Source organism: Exiguobacterium sp. s57, from assembly GCF_018617685.1.
GTDB classification, from domain to species: Bacteria; Bacillota; Bacilli; order Exiguobacteriales; family Exiguobacteriaceae; genus Exiguobacterium; species Exiguobacterium marinum.
In genome coordinates this window covers 47,408-61,219 of record NZ_JACSKR010000003.1, presented here as the reverse complement: position 1 = coordinate 61,219, position 13,812 = coordinate 47,408, and the positions used below count along the sequence as shown (strand labels likewise).

The following is a 13,812-nucleotide window of genomic DNA, read 5'->3' as shown; positions in this document are numbered from 1 at the left end:
TTACTTATATAAAATAAATTACTCCTCTCGTGCTGGATTGTCAACGAAATTGAATGTGACTTTGCACATAAGAAAAGAGCGATGCCATCTAGCTGACATCGCTCGCCATGTATTCTCATTTATTTGGTCGACACGGTCACGATTTCCTGTAAATCAAGCGAATAAATCAAGGTCCGCTCGACACGAATATCCCAAATCGTTTCAATAGCCTCTCGATACAGTTGCAATTGAATTGCATAGCGATCCCGCAGTCGATTATGTGCCTCTTCACGAGACTCAGATAAATGGACAACGGCATCTGATTTATAGTCTAAAAGGACGTAAGAGGTCCCATCAAAATACAGACAGTCGATAATCCCTTGAATCAATACATGTTCATCCGTGAACTGTCCATTCGGATTGACTCGCTCGGCCGGTACCGTGTAGGTGAATGGCAACTCTCGCCATGCGGTTCCCCGCTCGATTGCACCGGCGAGCGATTGCCCGACTTCCGTTTGGAAAAATGCCTCAACATCAGGGAGTGCGAGGCGTGCCGTCTCGGCCTCGACTGGACTAAGCATCCCTTGCATCTCCCACCGATTGATTTGATCGACAATCGGTTGGCTTGGGTCCGCTAATTGGAAAATCAAGTGTAACGTCGTCCCTCGTTCGGCACCGGTCTGTTTGACTTGACGCCATTTTGGTTCTCGGTAAGGCGTATCGACCGGTCGGACCGGGTCTTCAAAGGCGGCTTGTTCAAGTTGCATCGCCCGTTTCAATTCGGTCACTGTTTGTTTCGCTGCCGTGCGCACCGCATCTTGAGAAGGGTATGCGTAGTTCAAAGCCTGATGGACGGTACGTATCGTCACTTCTTCGTTTTGAATCGGGAAATCGATTGCTTCAAATCTTTGGACATGATGCAGTTGAGCCATCATTTCTTGCAGTGTCGCAATCTCCGCAAGATCCGGTACACCAATCATGCGGTACATCCACGAGGTCGACTCATGAAATGAAGCGGGAACTGTGAAGCCGAAGGACTCGATGAAGGTCGAAGCGCTTGGCAATCGCAAGAGCGCCGGAGCAATCCAGTCCAAGTACGTTTTCGCCTCTCGTCTCGCCTCACTAGCCAACAGCTCCCCGGATTGTTCGACCTGGAGCCACTGTTGGAGATGTTTGACCGGTTCCCCTACCGTTCCGACGAGAATCAGTTTTTCTTTCGCCCGCGTCAAAGCGACGTAAAGAACACGCATCTCTTCTGCTTTCATCGTCGCGTCTAAATCTCGTCGAATCATCTCTTTCACAAATGTTTCCGACTTTGTACGCGTCACCACATCGATTGCATCCAGTGAAATCCCGTAATGCTTGTGGAAAATGACACGTTGCATCTGATCACGTTTATTGAATTGTTTTCCGAGCTGAGCGACGATCGTCACCGGGAACTCGAGACCTTTCGATTTATGGACGGTCATGATGCGAACGACGTTCTCCTCGTCACCAAGTGACCGTGCCTCTGACAAGTCCTCACCGGTATCCTGCAGACGGTCCATCACGCGTAAGAAGCGATAAAGGCCACGATAGCCACTACGTTCATAGGAGAGGGCGCGGTCATAGAGCGCCTTCAAGTTTTCTTGCCGTCCTTTTCCTCCAGGCAATCCACCTGAAAAGTCATAAAACCCGGTATCATTGAATAACTGTTGAATCAATTCAGACAAACTATGGTTTCGCGCATAGGTGCGCCAACGGGATAGTCGGTCGAGCATCTCTCCACATTTCACCCCAAGCTCATCATCGTCATCTGCCTTTGCTTTGAGTGCCTCATAGAATGAATCGTCGGATTCGAGTCGGATTCGTGCCAACTCACCGTCATCGAAACGGAACATCGGTGAACGAAGCGCACCTGCGAGAGGGATGTCTTGTAGCGGGTTGTCAATCACTTTCAAGAGGGCAAGAATCATACGGATCTCAGTCGCTTGAAAATATCCACCATCCGAATCGGTGTAAGCCGGGATGTTGTACTGTGTCAAAATATCCATCAACTGCTCGACTCGTTCTTTTTTCGAACGCACGAGAATCACGATGTCTCGATACTCACAGTTTCGAAGTTGTCCGGTCTCTTCATCCGTCACCTTGAACGGTTCTTCTCCCGATACGAGTTCTAAGATTCGGGTTGCGATCGCCCGACCTTCTACCTCTTGCTTCGATAACTCACGACTCTCCCCGTCGACCAAAATGAATTCTGGGTCCGCTGGAATCGGTTCATACTCACGTCCCGGTACAAGTTGTGCTGCCTCGTCATATGCGATTTCGCCGACCTCTTCATCCATGAGCTGAACGAACAAGTCATTAATCCCGTGGAGGACTTCTCTGCGACTACGGAAGTTTTGAGAAAGGTCGATTCGTTTCCCTGTACCCGCTTGTCTAAATCGCGTCGCCTTATCGATGAAAAGACCCGGTTCTGCATGGCGGAATCGATAAATCGATTGTTTGATGTCGCCCACCATGAATAAGTTCCCGACTTCCTCTCGTTCATTTGCGACCAAATTGATGATCGTTTCTTGAATCTCGTTCGTATCTTGGTATTCATCAACGAGTACCTCAGCGAATCGTTCTTTATAAAGCGCAGCGACATCGGACGGTCCCCCATCTTGTCGTAAAATGGCGAGCGCATAATGTTCCAAGTCACTGAAGTCAACGAAAGCCCGTTCACGCTTTGCTTGCTCATATGCTTGACCGAATGTACGGACGGTTCGGACGAGTGTTTCAACGAGAGGTTGTTGCATCGAGACGCTCTCTAATAAGTCCGCCCCACTAACACGCGCCTGCTCGACCACTGTCGTCAATTTTTTCTTCGCCTGGTCGTACGCTGGTTTGAGGACCTCGTGGTAAATCTGGTGCTCCTCTTTTTTTGGAACAGCCTTCATCGTTCCAAACTTCATCGCACGAGCCGCCGTCTCGAGTTCACTCCAGACAATTGTCTCCCCTTCAAGTTGTTCAAACGGAAAAATCGCCTGACGAACATTGTCCGATTGTGGTTCATAACCGGCGACCCGAAGCTCCGCTTCAAGCTTCCGAAGTTCCCGTACCGCCTTTTCGATATCTTGCCACAACATCTGACCAAATTCGATTAAAATCGCCTCTTCGTCAGGGTCATCTCCGAACGTATACATAGATACGAGATTATCTAAATAGGCGTCTGGATTTGGGAGCGTACGCGCATAGTGGTACATTCCGAGAACCAAGTCCTCGATTTCGCTATCACCGCGATCTGACGTATACGCATCGACAAGAGAAAAGAAATCGGTATCTTGTTTCCCGTACTCCTCTTCAAGCACCTCTTCTAATACGTCGTCCTGCAACAGGACGAGGTCACGTTCTTCCGCAATCTTGAACGCCGGGTCTAAGTCTAATAGATAGTAATTCTCGCGAATCACTTCTAAACAAAATGAGTGGATGGTCGTGATGAGCGCCCGGTTCAACATCTGCCGTTGCTTCCGGACGTATTCATTCGTCGGGTCGTCGCGTAACGCCTCTTCAAGCGCCTTTGCGATGCGTCGTTTCATCTCTGCAGCCGCTGCATTAGTAAACGTAACGACGAGCATCCGGTCTGCCGTGAGCTCATCCGTCTCGTCAAGCAATCGGCTAGATAACCGCTCGACAAGGACCGCGGTCTTACCAGAACCTGCCGCAGCCGAAACGAGCACATGGCTTCCCCTCGCTTCAATCGCGGCGAACTGATCATTCGTCCATTTCACGGTCATCGCCTCCTAACTCCTGGAATACTTCTTCTTTCTCGAGCTTCTTCAATTTACGAGGCTCATTCGAGAGTGCCTCGTCAAAGTGACAAACACTTTGGTACGGACATGTCTGACAGGGCCGCCGCTCTTTATACTCATACGGTTCTACATCAATTTTGCCGTCATACATCTCCTCTGCACTCGCTTTGACGACGTCAAATGCATGATCCATCAACTGTTCGAGTTGAGGCGTCGTGACAATCTTCTTCAGCGTATTGGCATCAGGTGTGCCATCTTTTTTATATTTGACTGGGATAACGATTGATTTTTTCGACGATCCCTTCGCAGAGTGGTCCATCACCTCTAAGATTTGTGGATCGTCTATGAGCAATCCTTGCATCTGATATGACTCTAATACCTTTTGACGTGTCTCTTCTTCGGAACTCGCGGGCGGTACGAGTGGTCGATGAACATGGAAATAGAGGGCGGCAGCAGGTGCTACATTCTCTTTCGTCCATGCCTCTGCCTGTTCAATCAATACCTTCAAATAGATGAGCATCTGCATCGCCAGACCGTAGTATATTTCAGCGAAATCAATTTCATGTTTACTCGACTTATAGTCGACGATTCGAACGTAAAGCTGGTCATGGATCATCGCTGTATCGACACGATCGATGCGACCGACTAGTTCACATGTCGCCCCATTTGACAATGTAAATGATACGGGTGGGAACTGACCGCTCCCGAATGCAAGTTCAAACGCTTGTGGGTCAAAGCCATCTCGTTTCGACTGTTCAATTAACACTTCTGCCGTCTTACTGACGACGTCTGTCAATTTTTTCTTCAAATACGCGTATCGGTTCGAACTCATTAAAATGGCGTGCTGAATCTCAGGTGTCACGAGTTCCACCGCCTGCTCGGCTAGGTTCATACACTCATCTGGTGAGACATCCCGCCACTGTTTTCCATCCATTTTCACCGTCTGCGACATATGTTCGATCGTCCGATGATAGAGGTTTCCGATATCCGGTGCTTCGAGTCGATACAATCGCCGCTCTTTCAAACGTAACCCATAACTCGCGAAATGTTTGAACGGACAAGCTTGGAATGTCTCCAGTCGCGAAACACTCGCTCGAATCGATGGCGTGTACAATGATTGTGCGACGTGGTCGTCTAGCGATTTTGGTATATTTTGATAGAACAAGGCGCTCGTCAAAAGTTGCAAGCGTTCACGTCCATCCGGGTGCTTCAACAGCTCGTTATAGACGCCAAACCACATATCTTGAATCGGATAATGACGACTTAAACGCTGAAGCTCCAGTGCCGTGACGGCTGCCGTCTGATTCACGTTCGTCAAGAAAGCGAATTGGTCCTGTGGCCGATGTTCTCCAGCTTCAGCGAAATGTGTTTTAATGACGTTTTGTTGCAGACGCGTTTTCAAATCTGCTATGAAGCGGGCCGGTTGAACGGCCTTACCCGTTCTGTCAACTAGAGCATAGCTAATATAGAGACGTTCACTTGGTACCGTCACCGCTTTATATAAGTAATACGTTTCATCATCGAATAAGTGCTCCGTCGCCTTCCCGGCACGTAGTCCATTCTCATGCATGAAATCTAAGTCATGGTCGGTCAACAGCTTGGACTGTGTCGTGACGAGAGGGATTTGATCTTCATTCGCTCCGAGTAGGAACACAACTTTTTTATCAATCAATCGCCCACGAACATAGTCCGTCACAGTCAATTGGTCAAGCGAAGGTGGGATGAGAGCATAGCGGAGACTATCCAGACCTGTATCCATCATTTGAAGAAACAGGTCTGTAGACAACGTTTCTTCTGGAGCTGCTGCTTCTAACTGTTCAAGTAAATGTAACACCGCGTCCCAAACTTGAGTATGTTCACGTGCCTCGATTAATTGTGCTTCTTCAATCGCCTCATCGCGCCAATGGGTCAGACAGTCCGATACGCCGACACGTTCTAAAAAGGCAAACATGGCGTGCGTATAAGCTTGCATTGTCTTCGCTTGCTTTAATTCTGAAAGCAATGGATCAAATGTATCGATGACTCGTGCTCGGTAACGGTTCAAGTCTGCTTCGACGTCTAGCTCTTCGCTCGTGAGTCGTGCCTCTTCGCCCATACGACGACGCAATTGCCATTCGTCATGCCAGTGATAGTGCTTGATTCCTCGCTCAATCACGAACGCTTCGAGACGATCGACGGACGTACGGCGATGTGTCGGGTCAAGGACGACGAGTTCCGTCTTCAGCGCCCGAAAGACGGGTTCCTCCCGATAGCCGCGTAAAGCAATGTCGATTGCCGCCTTTAACAGCTCGACGAGAGGATGGTCAAGCATCGGTTGCCGTTCATCAAGGAAGTACGGCAGCCCCATCTTTTGTAACGCTTGTGCTGCCAAATCTCCGTATTCCTCGAGAGAACGTGAGACAAGAGCGATGTCTCGGTAACGATATCCTTCTTCACGAGTGAGTCGAATGACTTCCCGAACGGCCGCCTCCACCTCGACGGTCCGGTCGACTGCGGCATGTAGATCAATCCGATTCTCTGAACCAGTGTAAGGTTCTGCAGTCAATTGATCGAATGTAGCCTCCAGATAACGGAGACTCGGATGCGTGTAACGATAGACGGTATCATACAGCTCGTCTCGAGAAGGGATCTGTCGTTCTGTCAACAGTTCTTTGAAACGCATGAGCGTCCGTTGTGTCGGGCCAAACAATGGATCGAGACGATACATCGAAACAGGATCAAGTGTAAGCAACACATCGACATTCACTTTTTCCGCAAGTGCGACAAGGACTGCCAATTCCTGCTCCGAAAATTCATTGAACCCGTCCACATAGACACGTACACCCGTCAAATCCGTTTCCGGCAGGATCTGCAACATGACGTTGAAATAATCTTCCGCATGGAGTGCCTTGCCTTCCGTCATCTTTAAAAATCCTTCGTAAATGATGGAAAGGTCCTGTAACTTCAAAGCACGGTGCTGCGCCTGTTCACTTAACCGCAACAAGTGCTCCGGTTCCACAAGCCCACGCTTCAACATGGAAATCAATTGATTCAATTCTTCGTAAAAGCCGAACTGATTCATCGTACGCCGGAACAAGGTCAATCGTTCCTCGCTCATCTCGACGACCCTCCGCAACAACAAATGAGTTCCGGTTTGATCTAAAAATTGATCTGTCGCGACGCCGGCATCCCGCATCATTAAGAAAGCGAGACGACGCATCGAAAGAACTTGAATACGAGTCGAACCACGAAGATCGTCTACCATTGCCATCTTCTTTTCCATTTCAAACGACATTTGATCCGGCACGATCATATAAATCGTCGGTCCGCTCGGGTTTTGCTTCAGTTCCTGAATGACCTCATCGATCATCTGCTCACTTTTTCCCGTTCCCGATCGACCAACGTGAAAGGTTACTGTCATTTTAGCGAACACTCCTTCCCTTTTTTCTTCATTATGAACCATCTCTCCTCATTTGTAGAGGGAAACCTCCCTTGAACCTTAGTCAAAAAAGTCATAACCTTCATCATTCCCATTTTTTCCCGAAATCGATTAGACTGAACGTATGAGGGGGAATATATGTGAGTGCCTATGAACAATTTGGAGGCGAACGCGGTGTTCAACAACTTGTCGACGCGTTTTATGACCTCGTCTATGCCGACCCGATTTTACTGCCGCTCTTTCCTGAAGACAAAGCCCGGGTCAAACAACATCAATTTGAATTTTTAACACAGCTGCTCGGTGGTCCAAAATTATATTCAGAACGCCGTGGCGGTGGGAATTTAGCTATGATTCATCATGAACATCCGATTTCTGAGACGCACGCCGGTCATTGGCTTGGTTGCATGGAGCAAGCACTCAAGACCGTAGATGCCCCGGAATCGATCAAGCGCCAGCTGTTTCAACGATTGATCATGTCATCTTCGAATGTTGTTCGAGTTTGCTCGCATCATTTTGAGTAGTCACAACTATAAAAAGTGGGTATGATAGGAAAGTAAGTAAAGGAGGTCGTTTCATATGACAGAAGAAGAAAAAAAAGAAGTCGTTTCATCTGAAGAAGAGGAAACGGAAGAAAAAGAAGAAACGGTAGTCCTCGCCGATGCACTAGAAGGAGCAGCCGAAGCAGCAGATGCTGAAGAGGATGAGGACGATGATGAGAAACAGCCGGAAGAGAAGAACATGGACCACATCAAAGGCGTCTTCAACTACGACCACGAAAATGGCCGTGAATATCGTGTCGTCTTTTACAACGATCGCAAAAACTTAGTGTTCCGTGAACTTGGAAACGGCAAAGTTGAATTTGTCGGCCGCTTCTCTGACGATGCATACGATGAAGAGAACGAAGAAGAAATGCGTGAACTCGGGCAACGTGAACTCGAGCGCATCCTCGCTGAACGCTTTAAATAAAAAAATCGCCGAATTTTCGGCGATTTTTTTATTTCTTCTTATTTCGTTTCTTTTTACGAAGCGCATATGCGACACCGGCGATTCCACCGACGACCGCGAGTCCAGCAACGACCGGAACGAGCACACGTTTCGTAGGAATCATCTCTTTCACACGTTCGTATGGCGTCGGTGTGGAGAACTCTAACTGTACGGCAGTGTCTCCGTGTCCGTTCGCTCGAGCGTTACGAGACGCATCCGTCACGACCACGCGTCCCGTCGTCCAACGCCGATTGCCGTATTCGTCCACGTACGGACGACGTACTCGCTTTACATCGCGTACCATTTTTCCACGTGCACGATCGGGTCTAACGACACGCTCACTTGACCATGAGCGGCTCCCAGTCACACTGTACGCTGGTCGTACTTTGCGGCGATTGAGCCAAGTATATGAATCGTTCATCTTCAATTCCCTCCCATACTGTTCAAAACCTCTCTTCTAATTATACCCATACAACATCTCACAAAACATGTGACAAATGGTTCAAAAAAAGATGTGACACCATACGGCATCACATCTTCAAGCTAAATCATTCTGTAAATGGTTTGTCCTTATGACGACGTTTCGCCAAAATCAGGTAGTACGCCGGGACAAGCACCAAGGTTAACACAGTCGAGAATAGAATCCCTGACACGATTCCGATCGCAAGCGGTTTGAAGAGCGGATCGTCACCTAATGCGACAGGTAAAAGGGCGACGACTGCGGTGAGCGCTGTCAAGAGAATCGGACGAATCCGAGCACGTCCTGCTTCGTATACAGCGGTCGTGACCGGTAAGCCTTCACGAATACGCTGTTCGATAAACTCGAACAAGACGACCGCGTTTCGTACAACGATTCCCGCAAGTGATACCATCCCCATCGATGCCATGAAACTGAATGGCGTCTGTGTCACGAACAATCCGACGACCGCTCCAGCAATCGCGAGATAGATGGTGAACAAGACGAGTAATGGTAGTGAGAGTGAGTTGAACTGGAATGCGATAATCAAGTAAATCAAGAACAGGACGACAACAAACAATGTCGCAAGCTCTAAGAAGAACTCATTTTGCGTATCACTCGCTCCGGTCTGGTCAAATGTGATTCCTTCATCGTCTAACCCAGACTTCGCATCTTCCAACACTTGCTCGACATCTTGCTTGAACGCATCCTCGTCCATACCCTCACTCGCATAAATTTGGAGTGTGACCGAACGTTCCCCGTTCTCGCGAGGGATCTGTTGAATTTGTTCCGTTGTCGTCTCCGTCACAAACGTGCTGAGTGGAGCAACAGGTGGACCTGCTTCTGTTTCAACAGGAACTAAAATCTCGTCAAGGGCGAGTGCTTCGCGGTTCGCCTCAGCATCGATGACGATTTTCACGTCACGTTGTTCCACCCCGTCATCGAATGTACCAATCGGAACCCCGTCTGTGACGAGACGAATTTGGTCACTGATTGTTTTGGCCGTCACGCCGGCCTGTGCCATTTCCTCACGATTCAATTCGTATGTGAGTGTTTGGAACGGTTCTTTAATATTATCGAGGACAATCGCCCCATCAATTTCTTCCAAGTCGGCCTTCACTTGGTCACGTGCAGCCACGAGCTGATCAATCGTTTCACTTCGCATCGTGAATTCGACAGGTGCCGACGCAGGAGGTCCTTGCTGTTGCGTGTCTAAGAAGATTTCGGCATCAGGATATTCTTCACGCAACTCGTTCGTATATTGATCAATCAATTCGATAGCATCGATTGAATCATTATCGACACGTACGATGACTTGTCCTGAGTTTTCACCGGACTGATCGAGTCCTCCCGTGAATAGACCAGGAAGTCCACCTCCCGCAAAGATGGATGTCTCGACGACACCTTCCTCCTCTTGGAACCTCGCTTCAATTTCTTCAAGACGTGCTTCTGTTTCTTCTAAAGTCGTTTGTACCGGGAACGTCACACTCGTCACGACTTCTGGACGGTTTGCTGCCGGGAAGAACTCGAACGGCGTGAGTAAAATCAATCCATATAAAGCTGTCGTAATGACAAATCCTACAATCCCAAACGTCCATGGACGTTTCGCTACACTCGGTAAGAGGCGGTCGGCATAGAAATTACTGAGTCGGTTGAGCGGTCCACCGAGCCAACCCGGTTCACGTTTCGACACTTTCACTTCTTTACGGTTCAAGCGATACTGTGCAATCGGCACGAGCGTCAAACTGATGACCATCGATGCTAGAACAGAGAGCGCAAGGACAGTCGGTAAGGCACGAATGAAGTTTCCGTTCGCTCCAGACAGCAAAGTGAGCGGGAGGAATGCGAAAACAACTGCAAGTGTTGACGTGACAATCGAACCCCATACTTCTTTCGTTCCACGGACCGCCCCGACCATCGCAGAATCTCCGCTTCGATATCTCCTTAAAATATTGTCGTTGACGACAATCGCATCATCGACCAAGATCCCCAAGGCGATGATTGCCCCGATAATCGAGATTTGGTTTAAATCAACCCCAGTAAACTGTAATGGAATCAAGGCGATCAAAAATGACAACGGAATTGCCAGACTGACGATAATTGAGCCAGAGAACGTGAGACCAATCGTCGTCACGGCAATGACGGCGATGATGGCGATAATGAATTCACGTGTCAATGAAGAGAAGATTGCATCGACCGCTTTCGCCTGCTCATAATATGGAACGAGATCAAACCCGTCTAAATCACCGAGTCCATCCTCGACCACATCGTTGACACGATCTTGCATCGTCGGAATATCCAACCCTGATTCAATCGGAACTGTAATCGAAACAGCCGGCTTTCCGTCTACAGAAACGAGATCGGTTACACCTTCTGCTGTCTCTTCGACCGTTCCGACATCTTCTAGTAAGACCGCTTCTCCGTTGAATGACCCAACGATCACTTGCTCCATGTCGTTTACATTCGTCAAGTTGTCAATCGCTAGTTGGTAGATGCCTTCATCGGTCGATTGACGACCGAGCGGTGTCGTTTTGTATTCTTCGTTGATGGCCGTCAAGACATCCGGGAAGGCAAGCTGACGTGAACTCAGCTCTTCAGAGTCGAGTGACACAACGTATTCCTGCTCTGGTAACCCCTTGATGGTGACTCCTGTCACGCCATCTGTTCGAAGAAGTTTCGATTCTAATTGTTCGATGTCTGATCGTACATCCTCGAATGATGAACGATCATCTGCTGTCAATAAGTACGATGCGACCGGCAACTGACCGAGCGAGTCATTGACCGTTGGCGCGAGCGCGTTCTCCGGAAGTTTAGGTGTCGCATCCGACAAGGCTTGTCGGACGTTCGCCTGAAACTCTGCTTGGTCGGTCCCGTCCGCATATTCGACCGTGATGTTTGAGAACTCTGAAGCCGAGATCGACGTCACATTCTCTACACCCTCTAGACTACGCAGTTCTTCCTCTAATACACCGGTAACATTTCGTTCAACTGCTTCTGCTGTCGCACCAGGATATGGCGTTTGAACGAGCACGATATTGATTCCCGTTTCTGGGATCTCTCGCTTAGGCAGCTGGAAGAACGTCAGCACACCTACAACGATTGCGACGAGAAGAAACACGATGACCAGTTTCCCTCGCTCAATCATTTTTTCAAAAAACATAAAAACCCCTCGCTTTCGGAAGATGTGCAAATACACATATGATATCTCTTCTTCATCATAGAGGGGTTCTTCATTGAATTCAATCCTTAAGCGTGCTGCAATGTGCTGTCATGGAAACGTTTTTGAAACGCGTACGATAATTCGATTGACCGTTGTTTCTGTCTCGACACCGTATGGTCGGAAACTTGAACTTTAACCGACTCACCCGTCAGAAATTGAATGAGCGTCTGTTTTCCGTCTTTCTTAATTGCCGTCACGTGCTGAAAATTGATCCATGCACAGTCTGGACTTTCCTTTGCAATCGTCGGAAAGAAAACCGCGTCCGCGTGCCAATCCATCACGACAGGTGTCTTTCGATGCGGTCCGAGCACATGTCGAGCTGCTTCAATCCGACCTTGAATGCTCGATCCGTAGTACAAACACGCATGTTCAAGATTGTCGATTGGTGACCCTTTCACTCGCATCACACCTTCAGGTTGATACACAAGTGTCTCCGCTTCTCCAAACTCGTTAAATACAGGAATTAAAGCTCTCGTTTCATTGGTCAATCTACTCATCTTTTCATCCCCCATAACGTATGTAATAACTTACATGTCATTCATACCAGGGTTTTGTCCGTCCCGCAAATCGGCTTTCGTCTATTTCCCATGAAAAAACCAGCCGTTTCTTGGCTGGTTTTGAAAATCAAACGTCAGATTTTAAAAGATGGTTCGGTTTGAGTCTTGGAAAGTAAAATCGTACTGCTGTTCCGTCTCCTGTATTTCGTAGGGAGACCTCCCCTGTGTGAAGTGTCACAATTCGTTGCACGATGAACAAACCTAGCCCGAACTTCCCTTGTTTCCCACGAGAAAATTGATGGAACAAATCCAAGCTCTCATCAACCGGTGGTCCGTCGTTAAAGATGGTGATTTCCACACCGACATCATCTTGATGTAGGTCAATCCGGATGCATGATTCCGCATAGCGGAGTGCATTGTCGAGCACGTTCTCGAACGCAACCCGAATCTGTTCCCCATCGCCAAGCATCTCGCCACCTTCACCATTGATTTCCCAGTCGAGCTGACCTCTTAGCTTAAAGCGCGCGACTAGTAGTTCCAGCAACTTATCGAGATTGATTGGTTCGAGTTTTGTTTCCTGCCCTTTGAAATATTCAAGCTTCGTGACGTATAACAAGTCGACGACTTTCTTTTCGAGTCGAGATGCTTCCTCATCTATAACCTCGGCAGAGCCTTTCAAGTCCCCCGTCGGATAGATGCCGTCCCCAATTGACTGGGCATAACCACGAATGACCATAATTGGCGTTTTTAAATCATGTGATATGTTTTGAAGCAACGCCTGTTGTGCCAGGTCTTGCTCTTTCAATTCTTTCCGCATGGCATCAATCGAATGGGCCAATTGGCCAAGCTCATCTTGACGATCTAACGGGAGAGCCGTCTCCCACTGTCGATTTGAAATCTTCTCAACGGCTCGTTCCATCTCCACAATCGGTTTCGTCAATTGACGTGACATCCATAATGCCGGAATAAGTGATAACAGGCTGATGATGCCAATCAGAATCGATATTCGCCAATATAACGTCGACACCAGCTCCCGACGATAGGCATCCCAGGCGTAGGAGGCCTGATACACAATCGTTCCATCATATTCATTTTGACGAATGATGTAATAGACGTCTTCCCCATCAATCGTCGTCTGATACCGCTCGACTTGTCCACTTTGATTCAACGCTTCCTGGTACATGCGGTTCGTCAATTCAAGCGGCGCCGACCCATAGATGATTCGTCCGTTCGGGAGAAAAATCAATTGGTTGACCGAACGGGATTCCTGTTGCCGTCGGTCGTACTCGATCGGGTTTTGGGGATAGTTCTCTAACTCGTTCGTATTGCCTAAATAGTAGTCCACATCTCGTAACGTCTCATATACCTGTTCATCGATAAACTGAGTGATAGATGAGCGGATCGTAATCAAAATCATGAGCGCAAGCGTCACGATAATGAGTAAGATGAGCACCCAAATCTTCCACATGAGTCGCTTCGGCTTG

Annotated in this window: 8 protein-coding genes; 2 read left to right on the top strand and 6 right to left on the bottom strand. The window is 48.3% G+C overall.

Going from position 1 to position 13,812, the window contains the following annotated elements; translation table 11 throughout:
- Window positions 1-119: 119 nt before the first annotated feature.
- Together addA and addB are read right to left on the bottom strand one after the other, a co-directional pair.
- Complete coding sequence (addA, locus tag KNO98_RS08740; RefSeq protein ID WP_214700514.1) at window positions 120-3,737, bottom strand: helicase-exonuclease AddAB subunit AddA; 3,618 nt, start codon at window positions 3,735-3,737, stop codon at window positions 120-122.
- Window positions 3,715-7,152 (bottom strand): helicase-exonuclease AddAB subunit AddB, encoded by a 3,438-nt coding sequence (gene addB, locus KNO98_RS08735; RefSeq protein WP_214700512.1) that lies wholly within the window; start codon window positions 7,150-7,152, stop codon window positions 3,715-3,717. The genes addA and addB overlap by 23 nt, the downstream gene beginning before the upstream one ends.
- Before the next feature lie 158 nt (window positions 7,153-7,310).
- Between addB and KNO98_RS08730 the strand changes: the two genes are divergently transcribed.
- Window positions 7,311-7,691: a truncated hemoglobin gene (locus tag KNO98_RS08730; RefSeq protein ID WP_214700510.1), complete on the top strand. Its 381-nt coding sequence runs from the start codon at window positions 7,311-7,313 to the stop codon at window positions 7,689-7,691.
- A 55-nt stretch (window positions 7,692-7,746) separates the two neighbouring features.
- Window positions 7,747-8,136, top strand: a complete 390-nt coding sequence (locus KNO98_RS08725) for a hypothetical protein (RefSeq protein ID WP_026826652.1) — start codon at window positions 7,747-7,749, stop codon at window positions 8,134-8,136.
- A gap of 28 nt (window positions 8,137-8,164) precedes the next feature.
- On the opposite strand, the gene KNO98_RS08720 is transcribed toward KNO98_RS08725, so the two are convergent.
- From KNO98_RS08720 to KNO98_RS08705, 4 genes are all read right to left on the bottom strand, one after another.
- Entirely contained in the window at window positions 8,165-8,575 is a 411-nt protein-coding gene (locus KNO98_RS08720) for a hypothetical protein (RefSeq protein ID WP_026826653.1), read from the bottom strand.
- A gap of 127 nt (window positions 8,576-8,702) precedes the next feature.
- Window positions 8,703-11,771: an efflux RND transporter permease subunit gene (locus KNO98_RS08715; RefSeq protein WP_214700509.1), complete on the bottom strand. Its 3,069-nt coding sequence runs from the start codon at window positions 11,769-11,771 to the stop codon at window positions 8,703-8,705.
- A gap of 86 nt (window positions 11,772-11,857) precedes the next feature.
- A complete protein-coding gene (locus KNO98_RS08710; RefSeq protein ID WP_026826655.1) occupies window positions 11,858-12,328 on the bottom strand; it encodes a competence protein ComK in 471 nt (156 codons plus the stop codon).
- 127 nt (window positions 12,329-12,455) lie between these two features.
- Window positions 12,456-13,796, bottom strand: coding sequence for a sensor histidine kinase (locus KNO98_RS08705; protein WP_251129557.1), 1,341 nt, complete (start codon window positions 13,794-13,796; stop codon window positions 12,456-12,458).
- Between the last annotated feature and the right edge of the window lie 16 nt (window positions 13,797-13,812).

Excerpts from the sequence above, each read along its gene's own strand:
- addA (WP_214700514.1), bottom strand. The coding sequence starts at position 3,737 with ATGACCGTGAAATGGACGAATGATCAGTTCGCCGCGATTGAAGCGAGG.
- addB (WP_214700512.1), bottom strand. The coding sequence starts at position 7,152 with ATGACAGTAACCTTTCACGTTGGTCGATCGGGAACGGGAAAAAGTGAG.
- KNO98_RS08725 (WP_026826652.1), top strand. The coding sequence starts at position 7,747 with ATGACAGAAGAAGAAAAAAAAGAAGTCGTTTCATCTGAAGAAGAGGAA.
- KNO98_RS08720 (WP_026826653.1), bottom strand. The coding sequence starts at position 8,575 with ATGAACGATTCATATACTTGGCTCAATCGCCGCAAAGTACGACCAGCG.
- KNO98_RS08715 (WP_214700509.1), bottom strand. The coding sequence starts at position 11,771 with ATGTTTTTTGAAAAAATGATTGAGCGAGGGAAACTGGTCATCGTGTTT.
- KNO98_RS08710 (WP_026826655.1), bottom strand. The coding sequence starts at position 12,328 with ATGAGTAGATTGACCAATGAAACGAGAGCTTTAATTCCTGTATTTAAC.
- KNO98_RS08705 (WP_251129557.1), bottom strand. The coding sequence starts at position 13,796 with ATGTGGAAGATTTGGGTGCTCATCTTACTCATTATCGTGACGCTTGCG.